Genomic DNA, 20632 nt, shown 5'->3' with positions numbered 1-20632 from the left:
GACGATCATGGGTTCACTGGCTTTATCGCGGGTCGAAGTTCTGGATCAGCCCGCACCGTCCATTGCAGGGGAGGTGACGCGGATCGCGCGGGAGCAGCTCGCGCCGCTCGCCGCCGGCATCGACGACGGCTCGGTCTATCCGGCCGAGGTGCTGCGCGCGTTCGGCGCGGTCGGCGCCTGGGGCAGTCATGTGCCCTCTGACGGACCTGCGGATTTGCGCTGCGCGATCGAGTCGATGGCTGTGATCGGCGAGGTCTGCGGCGCCACGGCCTTCATGGCGTGGTGTCAGAACACGCTGGTCTGGTACGCCGCCAATTCGACCAATCTGAAGCTGGCGAGGCGCTTTGGCGATGCGTTCTCGACCGGACGCGTGCTCGGGGGCACAGGCCTCTCCAATCCGATGAAGAGCTTCTTCGGCATCGAGAAGCTCAAGCTGAAGGGGCGGAAGGTCGAGGGCGGCTACATCGTGCGCGGCGCGCTGCCCTGGGTCTCCAATCTCGGCCCCGATCATTTCTTCGGCACGATCTTCGAGCGCGAGGACGACCAGGGCACCGTGATGTTCCTCGCCGATTGCTCGGACCCCGCGATCACGTTGACGCCGTGCAAGCCGTTCCTCGCGATGGACGGCACCGGCACCTACGGCGTGCAGTTCCGCGACGTCTTCGTGCCCGATGAACTGATCCTCGCCGATCCCGCCGCGCCCTTCGTCAAGAAGATCCGCGCCGGCTTCATCCTGCTGCAGGCCGGCATGGCGCTTGGCGTCATCCGCGACTGCATCAACATCATGGACGAGGTCGATGGCCCGCTCGGCCACATCAACCGCTATCTGCCGCAGCAGCCGGTGCATTTCCGCGATCTCGCCGCCGAGCTCGAGGCCGAGACCATGGTGCTGGCGCGCGATCCCTACAACGAGGAGGAGACCTATTGGCGCAAGGTGATCGCGCTGCGCCTGCGTGCGGGCGAAGCCAGCGTCGCGGCAGCGCATGCGGCGATGCTGCATTGTGGCGCGCGCGGCTACCTCAAAAGCCACCGCGCGCAGCGGCGCCTGCGCGAGGCTTATTTCGTCGCGATCGTCACGCCGGCCACCAAGCAGCTGCGCAGGATGCTCGCCGATTCCTGAGTTCCAAGTCTTTGAGTTCAACGAGTCCACCTGAAGACCCCCAACCTCAACGGAGAGGCTGCCATGACTGACGTTCTGATCACTGCCGTCGAACTCGCCGATCTCTTGAAGAGCGAACCGTGTGTCGTCATCGACACCCGCAATCCCGATGCCTACGCGGCGGGCCATCTGCCGGGCGCGGTGAACGTGCATGAGATCTTCACGTTCCTTGCGACATCGACTCCCGAGGGCATGACCGAGCTGAAGACGAAATTTGCCGATGCGTTCGGCGGCGCCGGTCTCTCCGGCAAGGAGACGGCGGTCATCTACGAGCAGTCGATGAACTCAGGCTTTGGCCAGTCCTGCCGCGGCTATTATCTCCTCACCATGCTTGGCTACCCCAAGGTCAAGGTGCTGCATGGCGGTTTCGACGCCTGGTCGGCCGCGGGCTTCCCGGTGACCACGGACGTGCCGACGCCGGCCAAGGCTTCGTTCGCCATCGTGCCTGAAGCCGGCGAGATCCTGATCGACGCGAAGACCATGCTGGGCGCGGTCGGCAAGCCCGGCATCGCCATCCTCGACGTGCGCGATGTCGACGAGTGGATCGGCGACAGCTCTTCGCCTTACGGGAAGGATTTTTGCCCGCGCAAGGGCCGCATCCCCGGCGCGGTCTGGCTGGAATGGTACCGCATGATGAAGCCGACCGCCGAGGGCCCGCGCTTCAAGTCCAAGGACGAGATTTTGGCGGAATGCGCCACCGTCGGCATCTCTCAGACGACGCCGGTCTATCTCTATTGCTTCAAGGGCGCGCGGGCCTCGAACACGTTCCTGGCGCTGAAGAACGCCGGCGTGAAGGACGTGCGGATGTATTTCGGCTCCTGGAACGAATGGTCGCGCGATCCGTCGCTGCCGATCGAGCAGGGTCTGCCGATTGCATCTGATGTGACGACCAAGGCGGCGTGAGTACTGCGATCACATGGCTCGCGGCCGGGGTGCGATTCCCAGCGCCTTGATCCGCGAGGCCAGCGTGGTCGGCTTGAGATCGAGCAACTCGGCCGCGCCGCCGGGGCCGAAGACCTTTCCGGCGCAGGCCTCGAGCGCGGCGAGGATGTTGGCGCGCTCGTGGTCGCGCATTTCAGCTGACGTCATGACGGCGGGGCGCGCATCGGCCTTCTGGCGGGCGGCGCCGCTCGGTGCCTGCGCGCCGGCGGTGTCCGGCAGGTCGATGCGCAGGCGGCCGTTCTGCGACAGGATCGCGGCGCGCTCGATCACGTTCTGCAATTCGCGGACATTGCCGGGCCAGTCGTAGCGCGTCAGCCGCCGCGCATCGCCTTCCGACAGGCGCAAATTCGATTTCAGCGCCTTGCCCTCGCGCGTCAAGAAATGCTGGGCGAGCAGGGGAATGTCCTCGCGCCGTTCGCGCAAGGGCACGGTCTCGATCGGGAATACGTTGAGGCGGAAATACAGGTCCTCGCGAAAGCGGCCGCGCTGCACCTCCTGCTTGAGGTCGCGGTTGGTCGCGGCGATGACGCGGACGTCGACCGCGCGAGTGCGCTCCTGGCCGACGCGCTCGAAATGTCCCTCCTGCAATACGCGCAGCAGCTTGCCCTGCAGCTCGAGCGGGATCTCGCCGACCTCGTCGAGGAACAGCGTGCCGCCGTCGGCGAGCTCGAAGCGGCCGATGCGGTCGCGCGTTGCGCCGGTGAAGGCGCCTCGGACATGGCCGAAGAACTCGCTCTCGAACAATTCGCGCGGGATCGCTGCGCAGTTGACGCGGATCAGCGGCCGGTCGCTGCGGGTGGAATCCTCGTGAATGGCGCGCGCGATCAGCTCCTTGCCGGTGCCGGACTCGCCTGTGATCATCACCGCCGCGGTGGTCGGCGCCACCAGCTTGACCTGGCGCAGCGTCTTCTGGATCGCCTCGCTTCCACCGATAATGCCGCGGGGATTGGTCTCGATGCGGATCTCCTCCTGCAGATAAGCGTTCTCCAGCTCCAGCCGCTCGCGCAGGCGGTCGACCTCGGCGAGGGCCGCATGCAGCTTCTCGTCGGCCTCGCGGCGCTGGCTGACGTCGCGGAACACGACGACGGCGCCGACCACGACGCCGCGATCGCGGATCGGCGTGGAGGTGTATTCGACCCAGGCCGGCGAGCCGTCCTTGCGCCAGAACACCTCGCCATCGACCTGGTGCACGGCGCCGTCGCGGAACGCCGCATAGATCGGGCAGTCGTGGTTGGGATAGTGGCGGCCGTCGTGATGGGTGTGATGCATGATCGGGTGGATCTCCTTGCCGACCAGCTCCTCGGCGGTCCAGCCCAGCATCCGTTCCGCGGCGGGATTGACGAAGGTGGTCTTGCCTTCCGCGTTGACGCCGTAGATGCCTTCGCCGGCCGCGCGCAGGATCAGCTGGTTCTCGCGCTCGATGTCCTGGAACACGCGCTCGACCCGCTGCCAGGTCGAAATACCGCCGCGCATGTGGTCTTCGGCGGCGGCATCGACATTGCGCCGGCGGCGGGCTTCGAGATCGGTCAGCGTCAGCAGCAGCAGCGAGCGGCCGTCATGCGGCAGCAGGCAGCCGGCATATTCGAGCTGGAGATTTTGCCCCGTCGCATGGCGGGGATTGAGCGAAGTGGTCCAGTAGGCCCCCTTGTGCAGCACGGCCTGGGTGAAGACGGTCAGCGCGGGAAGCTCGCCGGCGTGGAGCGTGCTCGCCTTCGTTTGCCGCAGCAGGGCGCGGTCATAGCCGAGCAGGGCGCAGGCGGCGGGATTGGCATCGACGATCTGATCGCTGAAGGGATCGACCAGCAGTGTCGCCTCGACCGAGGATTCGAACGCCGTGATGCGCGGATCGATGGCGGGAGCCACATCGTCGGGGGCGGGCATCGGCGTCGTTGCCATTACGAAATCTCGTCATTGAACTACGAAATCTCGTTTATCACGAGTTTTCGTAGTGGCCAAGCGCGGGCGAAAGTGCTGCGTCATCAAGGCACTGGCTGGCCTGACGGCGGTGGCATGCTCCTTGCGTAATTCCCCCCAGCAATGACGCGCAGGAGGGCCCGATGTCCACTTTCGACAATCCGTTTGATCCCGATCGCAACCTTCAAGCCGGCTGCGTCTGCGGCCAGCATCAATCCGCGGCCGAGCACGAGCAGGCCACCGGCCTGCGCTGCGATCCCGTCGCGAGCGAGGAGAAGCGCTACGAGGGCGTCGTCGCTTCCGCGGTGATGCGCGCGATGTTTCCGCAGGACGTGGCGCGGCGCGCGTTCCTGAAATCGGTGGGCGCGTCCACCGCGCTCGCGGCACTCTCGCAGTTCTTCCCGCTCAAGACCGCGACCGAAGTGTTTGCGCAGACCGGTGCGCCCGAGAAGAAGGACCTCAAGGTCGGCTTCATTCCGATCACCTGCGCGACGCCCATCATCATGGCGGCGCCGATGGGATTCTATGCCAAGCACGGCCTCAATGTCGAAGTGGTGAAGACCGCGGGCTGGGCCGTGATCCGCGACAAGACCATCAACAAGGAATACGACGCCGCCCACATGCTGGCGCCGATGCCGATTGCGATCTCGCTCGGCCTCGGTGCCAATGCCATTCCGTTCGCGGTGCCCGCGATCGAGAACATCAACGGGCAGGGCATCGTGCTGGCGACCAAGCACAAGGACAAGCGCGATCCGAAGGACTGGAAGGGCCTGAAATTCGCGATCCCCTTCGACTATTCCATGCATAATTATTTGCTGCGCTATTATCTCGCCGAGCACGGCCTCGACCCAGATACCGACGTGCAGCTGCGCTCGGTGCCGCCGCCGGAGATGGTGGCAAATTTGCGCGCCGACAACATCGACGGCTTCCTCGCGCCCGACAATATCTGCCAGCGCGCGATCTATGACGGCGTCGGCTTCATGCATCTCTTGTCGAAGGAGATCTGGGACGGCCATCCCTGCTGCAGCTTTGCCGCCAGCCGCGAGTTCATCACATCAGCGCCGAACAGCTTTGCCGCGCTGACCCGCGCCATCGTCGATGCCACCGCCTATGCGTCGAAGGCGGAGAACCGCAAGCAGATCGCGGAAGCGATCGCGCCGGCCAACTACATCAACGCGCCGGTGACGGTGCTGGAGCAGGTGCTGACCGGCACCTATGCCGACGGCCTTGGCGGGGTGAAGACCGATGCAAAGCGTGTCGATTTCGATCCGTTCCCCTGGCAGTCCTTTGCGGTGTGGATGCTGACGCAGATGAAGCGCTGGGGCCAGATCAAGGGCGATGTCGATTACAAGGCGGTGGCCGAGCAGGTTTATCTGGCGACCGACACCAAGAAGCTGATGACCGAGATGGGCCTGTCGCCGCCGGCGAGCAGCTACAAGTCGTTCGCGGTGATGGGCAAGACTTTCGATCCGGCCAAGCCCGAGGATTACCTCGCCAGCTTCAAGATCAGGAAGGCGTCGTGAAGCGATGACATCCTCCCTTCGCTTTCGCGCCGGCCTCGTCTCCATCGTGCTGCTGGCCGCCTTCCTCGGCATCTGGCATCTCGCGACGCGCTCGACGGCCCCGGTGGCGACGATGAGCCCGGAATACGCCAAGCTGATGGGCCTCACAGCGACGCAGGGCAAATCCGCCATGCCGGGCCCGCTCGACGTCGGTGCAAAACTCTGGGAGCACCTCAAGCGGCCGTTCTACGACAACGGGCCGAACGACAAGGGGCTCGGCATCCAGCTCGCCTACTCCATTGCGCGCGTTGGCACCGGCTATCTGCTCGCGGTGCTGGTCGCGATCCCGCTCGGCTTCCTCATCGGCATGTCGCCGCTGCTCAGCAAGGCGCTCGATCCCTTCATCCAGGTCTTGAAGCCGATCTCGCCGCTCGCCTGGATGCCGCTGGCGCTCTACACCATCAAGGATTCCTCGGTCTCCGCGATCTTCGTGATCTTCATCTGCTCGATCTGGCCGATGCTGCTCAACACCGTGTTCGGCGTCGCCAGCGTGCGCAAGGAATGGATCAACGTCGCCCGCACGCTGGAGGTCGGCACCATCAGGCGCGCCTTCACCGTGATCCTGCCTGCAGCGGCGCCGACGATTTTGACCGGCATGCGCATCTCGATCGGCATCGCCTGGCTCGTGATCGTCGCGGCGGAGATGCTCGTCGGCGGCACCGGCATCGGCTACTTCGTCTGGAACGAGTGGAACAACCTCTCGATCACCAACGTGATCATCGCGATCCTCCTGATCGGGATCGTGGGCATGCTGCTCGACCAGATCCTGGCGCGCTTCACGCGCATGGTCACGTTTCCGGAGTAAAGCCTGTGTCCGACAAGTTCATCTCGATCGAAGGCATTGCGAAGCGCTATCCCGGCGCCGCTGGCGCGACGACCACCGTGTTCGAGAACCTCTGGCTCTCGATGGCGCGCGGCGAGTTCTGCTGCGTGATCGGCCATTCCGGCTGCGGCAAGACCACGGTGCTCAACATCCTCGCCGGCCTCGATGCGCCGACCGAGGGCGCCGTCATCGTCGACGGCCAGGCGATCTCGGGCACCAGCCTCGACCGCGCCGTGATCTTCCAGAGCCACGCGCTGCTGCCATGGCGCACCGTGCTCGGCAACGTCGCCTATGCCGTGAGTTCGAAATGGCGGAGCTGGGACCGCGCCAAGGTCAAGGCGCACGCGCAGACATTCATCGATCTCGTCGGCCTCACGGGCTCCGAGCACAAGCGGCCGTCAGAACTGTCGGGCGGCATGAAGCAGCGCGTCGGCATCGCGCGGGCGCTGTCGATCACGCCGAAGATGATGCTGATGGACGAGCCGTTCTCGGCGCTCGACGCGCTGACGCGCGGCACGCTGCAGGACGAGGTGCGGCGGATTTGCCTGGAGACCGGGCAGACCGCGTTCATGATCACCCATGACGTCGACGAGGCGATCTATCTCGCCGACAAGATTTTCCTGATGACCAACGGTCCCGGCGCGGTGCTGGCCGAGGTCGTCGAGAATCCGCTGCCCAGGGACCGCGGCCGCACCGACCTGCACCGCCATCCGCTCTACTACGCACTGCGCAACCACATCATCGATTTCCTGGTGACGCGCAGCAAGACCTTCGCCGCCGAGACACCGGATCACGATCCCCGCAACGTGCCCGTGGTGCGCATCGGCAAGCCTGGCCTCTCGATCGCATCCAGCGGTGAAGAGCAACGACAGACCTGGACACCCGGGACCAATCCCGGACTGACCGCCTAACGAGGAGACACTGACATGAAACGCGAAGACCTCACCGAAAAACTGCTCGACATCAAGCGCGAGAAGGGCTGGAGCTGGAAACATATCTGCGAGAAGATCGGCGGCTATTCCGAGGTGCTGATCGTCGGCGCGATCATGGGCCAGATGAAGCTGACGAAGCCGCAGGCGGCCAACGCCGGCGAGCTGTTCGGCCTGTCGAAAACCGAGACGGCCATGCTCAACGAGGTGCCGATGCGCGGCACCGGCACGCCGATGCCGCCGACCGATCCCCTGATCTATCGCTTCTACGAGATGGTGATGGTGAACGGCCCGGCCTGGAAGGCGCTGATCGAGGAAGAGTTCGGCGACGGCATCATGTCGGCGATCGACTTCGACATGGGCATCGAGCGGGTCGCCAATCCGAAGGGCGACCGCGTCAAGATCACCATGAGCGGCAAGTTCCTGCCGTACAAATATTACGGCGCCAGCGGCAACGTGCCGGAGTACGGCTTCAAGGAGGGCTGAGCGACGCGAAGGCGTCACGCACCTGCTTGATCGGCGCCATCTCGCGAACAAAGGTGAAGGAGCCGTTCTCCTTCATCTCGTGTGCGCTCTTCAGGAACGCCGCCAGCGCATAACGCGCCATCGCGCCGCCGACGCTGATGCGCTTGACGCCGGCAGCGGCAATCTGCTCGACGGTCAGCGTCGGATCGGCAAAGCCCATCACCAGGTTGAAGGGCTTTTTGACCGACGAGGCCACGGTGCGGATGGTCTCGATGTCGTGCACCCCCGGTGAATACAGCACGTCGGCGCCGGCGGCCTCGAAGGCCTGAAGCCGCCGGATCGTGTCGTCGAGATCGCTATTGCCCTTCAGCAGGTTCTCCGCGCGGGCCGTCAGCGTGAACGGGAAGGGGAGCGTGCGTGCCGCCTCGACGGCGGCATGCACGCGTTCGACCGCGAGCTGGAATTCGTAGATCGGCTTGCGCGGATCGCCGGTAAAATCCTCGATCGAGCCGCCGACGCAGCCGGCCTCCGCGGCGCGCGTGATGGCCCTTGCCGCGGTCTTCGGGTCGTCGGCGCCACAGTTTTCGAGGTCGGCATTGACGGGAAGATCGGTCGCCTCGGCGATGATCCGGCAGTTTTCAAGGATGGCATCCAGGTTGACGGTCGTGCTGCCGAGGGTGTTGGCAAGGCCAAGGCTCGTCGTCGCCAGCGCCTCGAACCCCATCGACGCCAGCAGTTTTGCGGTGCCGGCATCCCAGGGGTTCGGGATGATGAAGGCGCCGGGGCGCTGATGCAGTTCGCGAAATCGTGCTGCCTTGTCGGCCTGGCTACGCATGGTGGCTCCTTCGGTCTGCTATTGCTGCAGCAGCGATAGGGCGGTTTTCTGCATCAGACAAATTTGTTATTTCTGTCGATATCATCAGCTTTTTGCATGAGGTCCGGCATGGACAGCGACGCGCTGAACACGTTCTTGGTCGTGCACCGGCGCGGCGGCATCTCGAACGCAGCGAAATTCCTGCATCGCTCGCAGCCGGCGATTTCCCGTCGCATCGCGCTGCTGGAGCAGGAGCTCGGCGTGCCCCTGTTCGAGAGGATCGCGGGCCGCACGCGGCTCAGCGATGCCGGGCGCGTGTTGATCCCCTATGCCGAGCGCGCCGTCGCGGCGGCGCAGGACGCCGAGCAGGCGATACGCGCGCTGACCAAGCAGAATTCGGGGCCGGTTTCGCTGGCCGTGACCGGCACGCTCGCCGACGGCCGCCTGTCCGGCATCATGAAGCGGTTTGTCGCGGAAAATCCCGCCGTCGCGTTCGCCTTGCGGACCGCGACCAGCGCGGAGGTCTCTGATCTCATCCGGCGCGGCGAGGCCACGATCGGCTTGCGTTACAACGCCGACCGTGCCGACGATCTCGCTTATGAGCTGGTGCTGCGCGAGGCGTTGCAGGTGGTCTGTGCGTCCGATCATCCACTTGCCGGCAAGCGCGTGAAGCGGCTTGCCGAACTGCGCGGCGAGCGCTGGATCGCGTTCCCGGAAACACGCGGCCGCCGCGAGATCGCGGCAGCTCACGTGTTCGCGCTGTTCCTGACGCAAGGTCTCGGGGGCGTGGAGTGGACGGCGGTGGACAGCCTTACCGCCCAGAAGCGGCTCGTGGAGGCGGGCTTCGGCCTTGCGCTATTGGCGCAGAGCCACGTGGCGGAGGAACTGCGTGCGGGAGCGATCTCGACGATCACTGTGGGCGATCTGGCGGCGGACCAGCATATCGTGCTGGTGACGCGTCGCGGCGGCTTCCTCAGCGCTGCCGCTCTGCGCCTGCTCGAGACCATCCGCCGCGACTACGCCAGGGCCGACGTCTCGAACATCCGCGGAGGCCGAAAAAGATCGCCGGCGCGCAAGGTCGTTGCGCGCCGGCGTCGGGCCTGAACGTTTTATTTCCCTGCCTTTACCTCGGCGGCGGCGACCGCGAGCAGCTCGCTCATCTTGGCGCGAATCGCCTGTTCGGTGACGACGACGTTCTTGCCGGCGAAATCGGCCATGACCTTGCGCAGAACGTCGCCATCGCCGGCCTCCTCGAAATCGGCCGCGACGACTTCCTTGGCATAGGCGGTGGCGGCTTCGCCCGAAATGCCGAGCTTTTCGGCCGCCCACAGCCCGAGCAGACGGTTGCGGCGGGCCTCCGCCTTGAATTTCTGCTCCTCGTCGAGGGCGAACTTCTTCTCGAAACCTTCCTCGCGCTTGTTGATTTCGCTCATGCCTCTTCCAATTCCCTGCTGACTGGACCCGGCGACCCTCGTTGCGATGGCCCCGGCGCATGCCTAGATAAGGAGCACGAATCGGCAAAACAACGAGCCGTTAAGCCGCAGGCAAGACGGTATAAGTTGGCGCCGGACGGCCGGATCGATTGTGCTCGGACAGCCAATCGGATAGGTTGCCTAAAGGTTTGGTTCCCGTTCTGTTTCCATGGAGTTTCCTTGGGTTATGGATGGGTTCCGGGCCGTTCACGGCAGCTCCGCTGTGGGTCGTAATCCTAGTCAACCGGAGCACACCAAATTCATGGATTTCAACAAAACACGGTACATCCCCATGAGCCGTCGGCGTCGCATTTATGAAGGCAAGGCAAAGGTTCTCTACGAAGGCCCGGAGCCCGGCACCCTGATCCAGCACTTCAAGGACGACGCCACCGCGTTCAATGCGAAAAAGCATCAGGTGATCGAGGGCAAGGGTGTCCTCAACAACCGGATCTCGGAGTACCTGTTTCAGCACCTCAACGACATCGGGGTACCGACCCATTTCATCCGCCGCCTCAACATGCGCGAGCAGTTGATTCGCGAGGTCGAGATCGTGCCGCTGGAAGTGGTGGTGCGGAACGTTGCCGCCGGCTCGCTGTCGCAGCGCCTCGGCATCGAGGAGGGCACGCAGCTGCCCCGTTCGATCATCGAATTCTATTACAAGAACGACCAGCTCAACGACCCCATGGTGTCGGAAGAGCACATCACCGCCTTCGGCTGGGCGACGCCCCAGGAGATCGACGACATCATGGCGCTCGCCATCCGCGTCAACGATTTCCTCACCGGCCTCTTCCTCGGCATCGGCATCCGGCTCGTCGATTTCAAGATGGAGTGCGGCCGCCTGTTCGAGAACGAGATGATGCGGATCATCGTCGCCGACGAGATCTCGCCGGACAGCTGCCGTCTGTGGGACATCAAGTCGAACGAGAAGCTCGACAAGGACCGTTTCCGCCGCGATCTCGGTGGCCTGCTGGAGGCCTATACGGAAGTCGCAAAGCGTCTCGGCATCCTCATGGAGAACGAGCGTCCGCAGGGCACGGGCCCGGTGCTGGTGAAGAGCTAAGAGGGATATAGACGTGAAGGCACGTGTTACCGTTACCCTAAAGACGGGCATCCTCGATCCGCAGGGCAAGGCCATCGAAGGCGCGCTGAAGTCGCTCGGCGTCGACGGCGTCGCCAGCGTCCGCCAGGGCAAGGTGTTCGACATCGAACTCGCCGGCTCCGACAAGGCCAAGGCGCAAGCCGCGCTGAAGGAAGCTGCCGACAAGCTGCTGGCGAACACCGTGATCGAGAATTATGCTATCGAGATGAAAGCATAAGGGTAGGTGAAATGTCCGATGTGACGCCCGAGCTGATGTTCGAGGTGTCGCAATCGATCCAGGCGCGGCTCGCACAGGTTCGATGGCAAGATCGATGAAATGAAGCAGGCAATACTTGCGTTGCGGACATCCCAATACGCGGCTCGCCAGGACGTCAAAAGTGTCTTTCAGGAGATCGCCGGCGTCCATGCCACGCTGGTGAGGCATGAGGGCAGGCTCGATCGTATCGAGCGTAGGCTTGAGCGCAAGGACGTGCCAGTCCGATAATATCGGGCCGGCGCTCACAGCCACCCGACGCGACGAAAGCGCCAATAGAGCGCGATGCACGAAACGGCCATCACGCCCAGAAGCACGGGATAACCGTACTCCCATTGTAGCTCCGGCATGTTCTTGAAGTTCATGCCGTAAATGCCTGCAAGGGCAGTGGGGACAGCGAGAATCGCGAGCCACGAGGCGAGCTTTTTCGACACCGCCGTCTCCTGCGCCTGGCCGACCAGCAGACTCGCTTCGAAGGCGAAGGCCAGCACTTCGCGCATGGAATCGATGCGCTCCTGGATGTTCCTGACGTGGTCGGTGACGTCGCGGAATAGGGGCTGCATCGTCGCACGGACCATCGACAGCTCGTCGTGCTCCAGCCGGCGGCAGACCTCCACCAGCGGTCCGATCGCATTGCGGAGCCGCAGCAGGTCACGGCGCAGCATGTAGAGCCGCTCGATCTGCGCCCTGGTGATCGCGTGGGCGAGCACGTTGTCCTCGATCTCCTCGACCTCTTCGTGAATGCTCTCCAGCACGGGTGAGTAATTATCGACGATGAAATCGAGGATGGCGTACAGGATGTAGTCCTCGCCGCGCGCGAGCGCCCGCGGGCAGCTTTCGCAGCGTTCGCGCACTGGCGTGTAGGAGGTCGAGGCGCCGTGGCGCACCGAGACCAGATAGCCCTCGCCGACGAAGATGTGGGTCTCGCCGAAGGCGATGCGGCCCTCGATCAACTGCGCCGTTCGCGCCACGATGAACAGGGCCTCGCCATATTGCTCGATCTTGGGCCGCTGATGGGCGTGGTTGGCGTCCTCGATCGCGAGCTCGTGCAGGTCGAACTGCTTCTGCACCGCGCCGAGCAGCGCCATGTCGGGCTCGTGCAGGCCGATCCAGACCACGTGGCCGGGCTTGGCCCGCCAGCTCGACGCTTCGCTGACGGCAATGTTGGCGATGCGCCTTCCGTCGACATAGGCGCCGGCAGCGACGACACCTTCGGCGGATACCGGCTCGGAGGGAGATGCGGGCCGCGACGGGACATTCATGGCTTCAATCCCGGGGTAAAAAATCGCGGCGCCAGGCGCCGTGGCTATGGCCTGTGTACAAGGCCGCCCGGCAAGGCTAGCACTGGTAAAATCCCCGTCAAATGGCTATGTCTCCTGACGAATTGGCCCTCTGGCCAGCCCGATTCCCGTCACCGTCGGAACCCGAACATGAAAGCCGCCATCCTCGTCTTTCCCGGAATCAACCGTGAGCGCGACATGGCGCGCGCATTGAGGCTGATCTCCGGCAGCGAGCCGGCGATGGTCTGGCACGCCGAGACGTCGCTGCCATCAGGCACCGATCTCGTGGTCGTGCCCGGCGGCTTCTCCTATGGCGATTACCTGCGCTGCGGCGCAATTGCCGCGCGTGCGCCGGTGATGGGTGCGGTGCGCGATTATGCGGCCAAGGGTGGCCTCGTGCTCGGCGTTTGCAACGGCTTTCAGATCCTCTGCGAATCCGGCCTGTTGCCGGGCGTGTTGATGCGCAATGCGCGGCTGAAATTCATCTGCAAGGATGTGCATCTGCGCGTCGAGCGTTCCGACACCCCGTTCACGCGCGGCTACAATGCCGGCCAGGTGATCCGCGTGCCGGTCGCCCATGGCGAGGGCAATTACGAAGCCGATGAAGAGACCATCAAGCGGCTCGAAGGCGAGGGGCGCGTGCTCTATCGCTATTGCTCGGCCGATGGCGTGGTCGACGAGGCCGCCAACATCAATGGTGCCGCGCATTCCATCGCCGGCATCGTCAACGACGAGGGCAACGTGCTTGGCATGATGCCGCATCCGGAAAACCACGTCGAAGACATCATGGGCTGTACCGACGGCCGCGGCCTGTTCGCCGGCCTCGCCCAGCATCTGGACAAGGCCGCGTGATCTCGTTCGCAATGCAGCGCGCGCTCGCCGCGATCGCGGCGCTGACGTTCGCAACACTTTCGTTGGGAAGTGCCGCGTTTGCGCAGGACTATCCCAAGCGTCCGATCACCATGATCGTGCCGTTCGCGGCGGGCGGCACCTCGGACGTGATCGCGCGCACCGTCGCCGAGCAGATGGGCATCGCGCTCGGCCAGACCATCGTGATCGAGAACGTCGCGGGTGCCGGTGGCTCGACCGCGCTGGCGCGCGCCTCCCGTGCCGAGCCTGACGGCTACACCATTGCGATCGGCAATGCCGGCACCAATGCCGCGACCTACACGATCTATCCAAAGCTGCCGTTCACGCCTGACTCCTTCGTGCCGATTGCGATGGTGGCGAAGACGTTCGGCATCATCGCGCTGCGCAAGGATTTTCCGGCAAAGGACCTCAAGGAGTTCATCGCCTACGCCAAGGCCAATCCCGGCAAGATCAATCTCGGCCATGCCGGCGTCGGTTCGTCGAACTACCTGATCTGCAAGAGCTTCGTCACCGCCGCCGGGATCGATGCGACGCTGGTCGGCTATCGCGGCGCAGCCCCTGCGCTGACGGACGCGGTCGGCAGCCAGATCGACGGCGTCTGCGATGCGGCGGCTTCAGTCTCGCAGTCGATCAACGAGAAGCTGGTGAGGGGCCTCGTGGTCGGCTCGACCGTAAGGCTGGCGACGCTGCCGGAGCTGCCGACGTCGTCCGAAGCCGGGCTGCCGGAGTTCGAAGCGCAGGGCTGGAACGGCCTGTTCGCGCCGAAGGGCACGCCGCCGGTCATTGTCGCCAAGCTGAATGCAGCGGCGCGCACCGCGGTCGAGACCGACGCAGTGAAGAAGCGCTTTGCCGAGCTCTCGACCGTCGCCCCCGATGACAACGAGCATACGCCGGAGCTGCTGCAGCAACTGGTGACGCGCGACGTCGAGAAGTACCGGAAGATGCTGGCGGACGACGCCAAACAGTAGCAGCCGGGCCATCGCGACGTTGATCTCGGCTCGCACCAATCCAACCAAATCTCATTCCGCTAGCGCAGCTTGAACCTCTCCGCCGGCACCGTCATCGCGGCAACGCCGGCCATCACCAGCAGCAGGCCCAGCGCCAGGTTCGACGGCACGGTCTCGCCGAGCAGCAGCACTGATAGCCCTACGCCGATCGGGATGCGCAAATAGCCTTGCGCGTTGGTGGTGAGCGTGCCGAGCCGGCCGAGGCAGACATAGAACAGCATCAATCCCAATGCGCTGGAGACGATGCCCATGACGATGGTGGCGACGATGGCCTGAAACGTCGGATGCAACGTCCAGGGCCGATCGATGATCAGCGCGGGCGGCAGCAGCACGAGGCCGCCGAACAAGAGCGAACCGGCTGCCACCACCATCGGGTCGTAGTCGGACAGCCTCAGGCCGAAGATGGTCGCGCAGGCAAAGGAGATGGTGGCGAGCAGGATCGCGATCTCCGCGACGATCTCGCTCCCGAAGCCGCGCAGCGCATCAAGGCCGACGATGGCGACGGTGCCGGCGAGCCCCAAAATCGCACCGGCGAGCTTCAGCAGCGTCGCCGGCTCGTGCCGCGTGATCAGCGAGGTGATGAGGAAGGCGAAGATCGGCGTGGTCGAGGCCAGCACCACCGTGTTCGATGCCGGCACATAGAGCTGCGACCAGGTGATGATCAGGAACGGGAAGGTCGAGTTGATCAATTGCTGGGTCGCAAACAGCTTCCAGGCTTTGGCGTCGGTGGGAATTCTGGTGCCGCGCATCCACAGGATCGCGAACAGGAAGGCGGCCGCGATCAGCGAGCGCGCGGAGATGAAAGTGATGGGCGGGATGGTGTCGAGCGCCAGCTTGGCCAGCGGATAGGTCGAGCTCCAGCAGCAGGCCAGCGCGAGCAGCAGCGCATAGTCGCGCCAGTTGCGCGCGCCAGTGGCGGGCATGGATGGCAATGGCGATGCGACGGAGGCCGTCGTGCGACCCGTTGGCGATGTGCTCTGCGGCACCTTGTTTCTGCTCCCCGGCGCGAACGCGCTCGACCCAAGTCTGGGCGAGGGGAGTGGAAAAAGGAAGGCGTCGAGCTATGCGTTCGGCTGAGGCAGCGACTTCCACTTCGCCCGCTTGATCGTCCCGGAGAAGGTGAACAGAAGACGCTCGCCAGAGGTCATCTGCCCGCGCAGGAAGATCAGCGACTTGCCGGCGCGGGTGACCTCGCCGGTGCACTCGATCAGCTCGCCCTCATGGCCCGCGTCGAGGAATTCACAGCCGAAGTTGACGGTCACGCCTTTGCCGTTCAGGGCGTGGCGGCCGATCGCGAACAGGCTGTAATCGGCGAAGGCCATGAAGCAGCCGCCATGGACGTTCCCGGAGCCGTTCAGGTGCTTCTTTTCGACCCGGAAGGCGCAGCGGACGCTGCCGTCCGCCTCCAGGCGGTGCCAGAAGGGGCCGATATGGTTCTCAAAGCTGTCGCGGATCCAAGTCTGCCATCCCTGGAATTCGCCCTCGGTCGCGACATGCAGCTCGGGGCGTGGCGAAGCGGCCATTTTGGTCAGTTCGTGCAAGGAAAGGGGCCTTCAATTACGGGTCTTTTGCCCTTAAATCCGATCCGTCCGCGCCGTGCAATTCCCGTTCCCGCAGCCCCCGACCGCAAAACGTGGGACAGCGGGAAAATGCGCCATAAAGGGCTTTTCCAAGGCCCCCGATGTTCCTAAGAACGGCCAAACCGCCGCCGAAAGCCCCGAATCCATGAAGAACGAACCCAAGATCACCCCCGAACTGGTTGCCGCCCACGGGCTCAAGCCCGACGAATATGAGCGCATCCTGAAGCTGATCGGGCGGGAGCCGACCTTCACCGAGCTCGGCATCTTCTCGGCGATGTGGAACGAGCACTGCTCGTACAAATCCTCGCGCATCCATCTGCGCGGCCTGCCGACCAAGGCCCCCTGGGTGATCCAGGGCCCCGGCGAGAATGCCGGCGTGATCGACATCGGCGACGGCCAGGCCGTGGTCTTCAAGATGGAGAGCCACAACCATCCGAGCTACATCGAGCCGTACCAGGGCGCGACCACCGGCGTCGGCGGCATCTTGCGCGACGTCTTCACCATGGGCGCGCGTCCGATCGCCTGCCTGAACGCGCTGAGCTTCGGCGCGCCCGAGCATGCCAAGACCCGGCACCTCGTCTCCGGCGTCGTCGCCGGCGTCGGCGGCTACGGCAATTCCTTCGGCGTGCCGACGGTCGGCGGCCAGGTGCGCTTCCACACCCGCTATGACGGCAACATCCTGGTCAACGCGATGGCGGTCGGCCTCGCCGATGCCGACAAGATCTTCTATGCGGCCGCCTCCGGCGTGAACATGCCGATCGTCTATCTCGGCTCCAAGACCGGCCGCGACGGCATCCACGGCGCCTCGATGGCCTCGGCCGAGTTCGACGACAAGTCCGAGGAGAAGCGCCCGACCGTGCAGGTCGGCGATCCCTTCGCCGAAAAGCTGCTGCTGGAAGCCTGCCTCGAGATCATGGAGAAGGGCTGCGTCATCGCGATCCAGGACATGGGCGCGGCGGGCCTGACCTGCTCCGCGGTCGAGATGGGCGCCAAAGGCGACCTCGGCGTCGATCTCGATCTCGACGCGGTGCCGACCCGCGAGACCGGCATGAGCGCCTACGAGATGATGCTCTCGGAGAGCCAGGAGCGCATGCTCATGGTGCTCAAGCCCGAGAAGGAGAAGGAAGCCGAGGAGATCTTCACGAAGTGGGGGCTCGATTTTGCGATTGTCGGCTACACCACGCCGAGCAAGCGCTTCGTGGTCAAGCACGGCGGCGACGTCATGGCCGATCTGCCGATCAAGGAGCTCGGCGACGAGGCGCCTGTCTATGACCGCCCGCATGTCGCCTCCGCCGCGCTGCCGGTCGTGCACGCGCGCGACGTGGTCGCGCCGATGGGCCTCGGCGCCGCGCTGGAGAAGCTGATCGGCACGCCCGACATGTGCTCTAAGCGCTGGGTCTGGGAGCAGTACGACCACGTCATCCTCGGCAACACCATGCAGCGGCCCGGCGGCGATGCCGCCGTGGTACGCGTGCAGGACGGGCCGAAGGGGCTCGCGCTGACCGTCGACGTCACGCCGCGCTATTGCGAGGCCGATCCTTATCAAGGCGGCATGCAGGCGGTGGCCGAAGCCTGGCGCAACATCACCGCGGTCGGCGGCAAGCCGCTCGCGATCACCGACAATCTCAATTTCGGCAACCCCGAGCGTCCCGAGATCATGGGCCAGTTCGTCGGCTGCCTGAAAGGCATCTCGGAAGCCTGCCGCACGCTCGACTTCCCGGTCGTCTCCGGCAACGTCTCGCTCTACAACGAGACCAACGGCCGCGCGATCCTGCCGACGCCCTCGATCGGCGGCGTCGGCCTGCTCGACGATTTCACCAAGTCTGCGTCACTGGCCTTCAAGGCGGAGGGCGAGGCGATCCTGCTCGTCGGCGAGACCCATGGCTGGCTCGGCCAGTCCGTGTACCTGCGCGACATCTGCGGTCGCGAGGAGGGCGCGCCGCCGCCGGTCGACCTCGCCGCCGAGAAGCGCAACGGCGACTGCGTGCGCGGCATGATCCATGCGGGCACCGCGACCGCTGTGCACGACCTCTCCGACGGCGGTCTGCTGATCGCGCTCGCCGAGATGGCGATCGCGAGCGGCATCGGCGCAAAGCTGCTGGCGGCGCCGACGTCGCTCGTCTCGCAGGCCTATTGGTTCGGCGAGGACCAGGCGCGCTATCTCGTGACCGTGCCGGAAACCGAGGCCGGCCGCGTGCTCGCCAAGATGCGCGGCTGCGAGGTGCCCTGCGTGCGGATCGGCACCACCGGCGGCGATGCGATCGCGATCGCCGGCGAGGCGCCGGTTGCGATCGACAGCTTGCGCAAGTCGTTCGAGCGCTGGCTGCCGGAATATATGGGCGGCAAGGCGGCCTGAGCTGCGGCCACGCACTCCGCCATTGCTATTGCGAGCCTAGCGAAGCAATCCAGAATCTTGCCGTTGAGGCAGTCTGGATCGCTTCGTAGCAAGGCTCCTCACAACACGTGCGACGCTCCCGGAATCTTCCGCAAGGCCGCCGTCAGGCCCCAGCTCAGGATCACCGTGAGCACGAAGCCGATCGCGGCCTTTACGATCGCGGGCCACGAATAGTCATAGAGCGCATACTGGATCCATAGCGCGATCGGGTAGTGCACCAGGAACATGCCGTAGGCATCCGCCTGCATGCGGTCGAGCAGGTTCGGTCCCGGCGCCTTCGAATGCAGGAAGAAGGCGAGGATCGCCAGCAGGATCGAGGCCGAGAACAGCACGAAGAACGTGCCGTAGAACACGTGGTACCAGTGCGGCAGGTGATCGGGATTCCCGAGAATCTCCCGCTTGACGTAGATCATGCACCACATCAGGCAGTACGGGATCAGCGTGATGATCACCCATTGCCAGCGGCTCTTCGGCAATTGGCCCTCGGGGCTGAGGATGCCGCGATCGAAATTCGCCGCTCCCACGCTGGCGCCAATGAAGAAATAGGCGAAGTAGAGCAGGATGCGGCTCGCCTGCACCGAGAACGGCCCGAACTCGAACCATTTGTTGGTGCCGAAATAGACCAGCGCCGGCAGATAGACGATGACGCTCACGGCGGCGAGCACCAGCCAGAACACGGTGGGCTGCTCAAATCCGCGCAGCGAAATGCGGTTGCCGGGATCGACCAGATGCGCCGAGACCCGGTAGAGCAGGCTCGCGGTCAGGTCGAACGCCAGGAGCACCCACACGAACCAGATCGGGCCGCTCGGCCACGGCCCAACGGTGACCGTCTTCCACCAGAATGAAGCGAAGCTCAGCGCGGGATCGTGCCGCAGCGCGATCGCGTAATAGGCGAGCGGGATGACGGTGAACGCCGCCACCACGAATGGCAGCCCGAGGCGCAAGAGACGGTCGCGCAGAAAGACCGATGGCGCCTTGCGCGCGATGCCGGGCCAAGTGAACAGACCCGACAGGAAGAAGAACATCGCCATGAAGAAGCTGTCGGTGGCGAGGACGATCACGTCGAAGCCGGCCCACGACGTGGGATCGGTGTGGCCGAAATGGGTGTAGGGGATCACCGCATGGTGCAGCAGCACGACGAGCGTGAGGAAGGTGCGGGCGCGATCGAGCGACAGGTTGCGCGCCTTGGCTTTCGGCGCGGCATGTGCTTCCGGGCCGATCGTCGCTGTATGTGACATCGTCGTCATGGTCGCCCCGATTGCGCTCCTGTCCCGGGGACGGACTGTGCCGCCCGGAACCGGATTCAGCAAGGGTTGTGTGAACCCTACGACGATCTCGGGACGATCAGGAACCAGGTCCGCGCAGCAAAGTTAGCGTTCGCGCAAACGGGCGAACCAATTTCGGAGCTGGTGATGACGATCCTGAAATGGGCACTGATCTTCTTGTTGGTCTCGATCGTGGCCGGCGTGTTCGGCTTTACCGGCATCTCGGCGGCCTCTGCCGATATTGCGCGCTTCCTGTTCTACGTCTTCGTCGCGATCTTCCTGGCGCTGCTGATACTGGGGCTGACGATCTTCAGGGCGTAGCCGCTTGGGTCATTCCGGGATGGTGCGTTAGCACCAGACCCGGAAGCTCGAGATTCCGGGCTCGATGCTCCGCATCGCCCCGGAATGACGGCATTCAAAATTACCCCACTTCCTCGATCTTCACCTTGTCCGGATAGAAGGCAAGGTGGCCGGAAATCTCGGTCATGGCGGGGAAGGGCGTCTCGTAGGTCCAGATCGCGTTGTCGAGCGTCTTGCCGTCGGCCTTGACGCTGTAGTAGCTCGCATCCCCCTTGTAGGGGCAATGGGTGACGCGGTCGGTGCGCTCCAAGAGGGCCATGTTGGCGTCCTCCCGGGGTACATATTGCACCGCCGGATACTTGGCCTCCTTCAGGGTCAGTGCCTTGCTGGTCTCGGCGATCACGACGTCGCCCGCCGTGACGCGGACACGCCGCGGGTTCGGGGTGATCGTGATGGGGTGGTCCGGCCCTGGAAGCTTCATGATTTCACGCCTTTCCGATCGA

21 protein-coding genes are annotated in these 20632 nt (G+C 64.6%); 13 read left to right on the top strand and 8 right to left on the bottom strand.

The window, feature by feature from the left end; genetic code table 11:
* Positions 1-7: 7 nt before the first annotated feature.
* Together A5906_RS39235 and A5906_RS39230 are read left to right on the top strand one after the other, a co-directional pair.
* Complete coding sequence (locus A5906_RS39235) at positions 8-1120, top strand: acyl-CoA dehydrogenase family protein (RefSeq protein ID WP_080140432.1); 1113 nt, start codon at positions 8-10, stop codon at positions 1118-1120.
* 63 nt (positions 1121-1183) lie between these two features.
* Positions 1184-2062, top strand: a complete 879-nt coding sequence (locus A5906_RS39230) for a sulfurtransferase (RefSeq protein WP_080140410.1) — start codon at positions 1184-1186, stop codon at positions 2060-2062.
* Between the two features lie 9 nt (positions 2063-2071).
* On the opposite strand, the gene A5906_RS39225 is transcribed toward A5906_RS39230, so the two are convergent.
* Positions 2072-3997, bottom strand: coding sequence for a sigma 54-interacting transcriptional regulator (locus A5906_RS39225; protein ID WP_080140409.1), 1926 nt, complete (start codon positions 3995-3997; stop codon positions 2072-2074).
* Positions 3998-4158: 161 nt separating this feature from the next.
* On the opposite strand from A5906_RS39225, the gene A5906_RS39220 reads away from it, so the two are divergent.
* Genes A5906_RS39220 through cynS form a run of 4 tightly spaced genes read left to right on the top strand, consistent with a single transcriptional unit; the run spans position 4159 to position 7815 of the window.
* Positions 4159-5538, top strand: a complete 1380-nt coding sequence (locus A5906_RS39220) for a CmpA/NrtA family ABC transporter substrate-binding protein (protein ID WP_080140408.1) — start codon at positions 4159-4161, stop codon at positions 5536-5538.
* Positions 5539-5542: 4 nt separating this feature from the next.
* The gene (ntrB, locus tag A5906_RS39215) at positions 5543-6382 is read left to right on the top strand and encodes a nitrate ABC transporter permease (protein ID WP_080140407.1); all 840 of its coding nucleotides are present in this window, start codon (positions 5543-5545) and stop codon (positions 6380-6382) included.
* A 5-nt stretch (positions 6383-6387) separates the two neighbouring features.
* Positions 6388-7311 carry an ABC transporter ATP-binding protein gene (locus tag A5906_RS39210; RefSeq protein ID WP_080140406.1) on the top strand — a complete coding sequence of 308 codons (924 nt, stop codon included), beginning with the start codon at positions 6388-6390 and terminating at the stop codon, positions 7309-7311.
* 15 nt (positions 7312-7326) lie between these two features.
* Positions 7327-7815 carry a cyanase gene (gene cynS, locus A5906_RS39205; protein ID WP_080140405.1) on the top strand — a complete coding sequence of 163 codons (489 nt, stop codon included), beginning with the start codon at positions 7327-7329 and terminating at the stop codon, positions 7813-7815.
* Here the strand turns inward: cynS and A5906_RS39200 are convergent.
* A complete protein-coding gene (locus A5906_RS39200) occupies positions 7802-8629 on the bottom strand; it encodes an isocitrate lyase/PEP mutase family protein (RefSeq protein WP_080140404.1) in 828 nt (275 codons plus the stop codon). The two genes, cynS and A5906_RS39200, sit on opposite strands and share 14 nt — an antisense overlap.
* Positions 8630-8737: 108 nt before the next feature.
* Here A5906_RS39200 and A5906_RS39195 point away from each other — a divergent pair, with 108 nt between their 5' ends.
* Entirely contained in the window at positions 8738-9712 is a 975-nt protein-coding gene (locus tag A5906_RS39195; RefSeq protein WP_080140431.1) for a LysR family transcriptional regulator, read from the top strand.
* Between the two features lie 5 nt (positions 9713-9717).
* On the opposite strand, the gene A5906_RS39190 is transcribed toward A5906_RS39195, so the two are convergent.
* Entirely contained in the window at positions 9718-10041 is a 324-nt protein-coding gene (locus tag A5906_RS39190) for a DUF1476 domain-containing protein (RefSeq protein WP_080140403.1), read from the bottom strand.
* A 331-nt stretch (positions 10042-10372) separates the two neighbouring features.
* Here A5906_RS39190 and purC point away from each other — a divergent pair, with 331 nt between their 5' ends.
* Together purC and purS are read left to right on the top strand one after the other, a co-directional pair.
* Entirely contained in the window at positions 10373-11140 is a 768-nt protein-coding gene (gene purC / locus A5906_RS39185) for a phosphoribosylaminoimidazolesuccinocarboxamide synthase (RefSeq protein WP_172782948.1), read from the top strand.
* A 13-nt stretch (positions 11141-11153) separates the two neighbouring features.
* Entirely contained in the window at positions 11154-11396 is a 243-nt protein-coding gene (gene purS, locus A5906_RS39180) for a phosphoribosylformylglycinamidine synthase subunit PurS (RefSeq protein ID WP_080140402.1), read from the top strand.
* 281 nt (positions 11397-11677) lie between these two features.
* Here purS and corA read toward each other — a convergent pair whose 3' ends face one another.
* Positions 11678-12694: a magnesium/cobalt transporter CorA gene (gene corA, locus A5906_RS39170; protein WP_080140401.1), complete on the bottom strand. Its 1017-nt coding sequence runs from the start codon at positions 12692-12694 to the stop codon at positions 11678-11680.
* A 168-nt stretch (positions 12695-12862) separates the two neighbouring features.
* Here corA and purQ point away from each other — a divergent pair, with 168 nt between their 5' ends.
* Together purQ and A5906_RS39160 are read left to right on the top strand one after the other, a co-directional pair.
* The gene (gene purQ / locus A5906_RS39165; RefSeq protein WP_080140400.1) at positions 12863-13564 is read left to right on the top strand and encodes a phosphoribosylformylglycinamidine synthase subunit PurQ; all 702 of its coding nucleotides are present in this window, start codon (positions 12863-12865) and stop codon (positions 13562-13564) included.
* Positions 13565-13575: 11 nt separating this feature from the next.
* The gene (locus A5906_RS39160) at positions 13576-14550 is read left to right on the top strand and encodes a tripartite tricarboxylate transporter substrate binding protein BugD (protein ID WP_430642449.1); all 975 of its coding nucleotides are present in this window, start codon (positions 13576-13578) and stop codon (positions 14548-14550) included.
* A 59-nt stretch (positions 14551-14609) separates the two neighbouring features.
* Here the strand turns inward: A5906_RS39160 and A5906_RS39155 are convergent, their stop codons facing one another.
* Together A5906_RS39155 and A5906_RS39150 are read right to left on the bottom strand one after the other, a co-directional pair.
* Complete coding sequence (locus A5906_RS39155; protein ID WP_080140398.1) at positions 14610-15575, bottom strand: DMT family transporter; 966 nt, start codon at positions 15573-15575, stop codon at positions 14610-14612.
* A 75-nt stretch (positions 15576-15650) separates the two neighbouring features.
* A complete protein-coding gene (locus tag A5906_RS39150) occupies positions 15651-16130 on the bottom strand; it encodes a PaaI family thioesterase (RefSeq protein ID WP_080140397.1) in 480 nt (159 codons plus the stop codon).
* 184 nt (positions 16131-16314) lie between these two features.
* Between A5906_RS39150 and purL the strand changes: the two genes are divergently transcribed.
* Positions 16315-18525: a phosphoribosylformylglycinamidine synthase subunit PurL gene (purL, locus tag A5906_RS39145; protein ID WP_080140396.1), complete on the top strand. Its 2211-nt coding sequence runs from the start codon at positions 16315-16317 to the stop codon at positions 18523-18525.
* A gap of 98 nt (positions 18526-18623) precedes the next feature.
* Here purL and A5906_RS39140 read toward each other — a convergent pair whose 3' ends face one another.
* Positions 18624-19811, bottom strand: a complete 1188-nt coding sequence (locus A5906_RS39140; protein WP_080140395.1) for an acyltransferase family protein — start codon at positions 19809-19811, stop codon at positions 18624-18626.
* A gap of 165 nt (positions 19812-19976) precedes the next feature.
* Here A5906_RS39140 and A5906_RS39135 point away from each other — a divergent pair, with 165 nt between their 5' ends.
* On the top strand, positions 19977-20150 hold the full coding sequence (locus tag A5906_RS39135) for a DUF1328 domain-containing protein (protein WP_080140394.1): 174 nt from the start codon (positions 19977-19979) through the stop codon (positions 20148-20150).
* A gap of 100 nt (positions 20151-20250) precedes the next feature.
* Here the strand turns inward: A5906_RS39135 and A5906_RS39130 are convergent, their stop codons facing one another.
* On the bottom strand, positions 20251-20610 hold the full coding sequence (locus A5906_RS39130) for a DUF427 domain-containing protein (RefSeq protein ID WP_080140393.1): 360 nt from the start codon (positions 20608-20610) through the stop codon (positions 20251-20253).
* Positions 20611-20632: the final 22 nt, after the last annotated feature.

Origin of the sequence: Bradyrhizobium sacchari (assembly GCF_002068095.1) — a bacterium.
Classification (GTDB): domain Bacteria; phylum Pseudomonadota; class Alphaproteobacteria; order Rhizobiales; family Xanthobacteraceae; genus Bradyrhizobium; species Bradyrhizobium sacchari.
This window is presented reverse-complemented; position numbering and strand designations above follow the sequence as displayed.

Coding starts and splice junctions, on each gene's coding strand:
- A5906_RS39235 (WP_080140432.1), top strand. CDS start 8: ATGGGTTCACTGGCTTTATCGCGGGTCGAAGTTCTGGATCAGCCCGCA.
- A5906_RS39230 (WP_080140410.1), top strand. CDS start 1,184: ATGACTGACGTTCTGATCACTGCCGTCGAACTCGCCGATCTCTTGAAG.
- A5906_RS39225 (WP_080140409.1), bottom strand. CDS start 3,997: ATGGCAACGACGCCGATGCCCGCCCCCGACGATGTGGCTCCCGCCATC.
- A5906_RS39220 (WP_080140408.1), top strand. CDS start 4,159: ATGTCCACTTTCGACAATCCGTTTGATCCCGATCGCAACCTTCAAGCC.
- ntrB (WP_080140407.1), top strand. CDS start 5,543: ATGACATCCTCCCTTCGCTTTCGCGCCGGCCTCGTCTCCATCGTGCTG.
- cynS (WP_080140405.1), top strand. CDS start 7,327: ATGAAACGCGAAGACCTCACCGAAAAACTGCTCGACATCAAGCGCGAG.
- A5906_RS39200 (WP_080140404.1), bottom strand. CDS start 8,629: ATGCGTAGCCAGGCCGACAAGGCAGCACGATTTCGCGAACTGCATCAG.
- A5906_RS39195 (WP_080140431.1), top strand. CDS start 8,738: ATGGACAGCGACGCGCTGAACACGTTCTTGGTCGTGCACCGGCGCGGC.
- A5906_RS39190 (WP_080140403.1), bottom strand. CDS start 10,041: ATGAGCGAAATCAACAAGCGCGAGGAAGGTTTCGAGAAGAAGTTCGCC.
- purC (WP_172782948.1), top strand. CDS start 10,373: ATGAGCCGTCGGCGTCGCATTTATGAAGGCAAGGCAAAGGTTCTCTAC.
- corA (WP_080140401.1), bottom strand. CDS start 12,694: ATGAATGTCCCGTCGCGGCCCGCATCTCCCTCCGAGCCGGTATCCGCC.
- purQ (WP_080140400.1), top strand. CDS start 12,863: ATGAAAGCCGCCATCCTCGTCTTTCCCGGAATCAACCGTGAGCGCGAC.
- A5906_RS39160 (WP_430642449.1), top strand. CDS start 13,576: ATGCAGCGCGCGCTCGCCGCGATCGCGGCGCTGACGTTCGCAACACTT.
- purL (WP_080140396.1), top strand. CDS start 16,315: ATGAAGAACGAACCCAAGATCACCCCCGAACTGGTTGCCGCCCACGGG.
- A5906_RS39140 (WP_080140395.1), bottom strand. CDS start 19,811: ATGACGACGATGTCACATACAGCGACGATCGGCCCGGAAGCACATGCC.
- A5906_RS39135 (WP_080140394.1), top strand. CDS start 19,977: ATGACGATCCTGAAATGGGCACTGATCTTCTTGTTGGTCTCGATCGTG.
- A5906_RS39130 (WP_080140393.1), bottom strand. CDS start 20,610: ATGAAGCTTCCAGGGCCGGACCACCCCATCACGATCACCCCGAACCCG.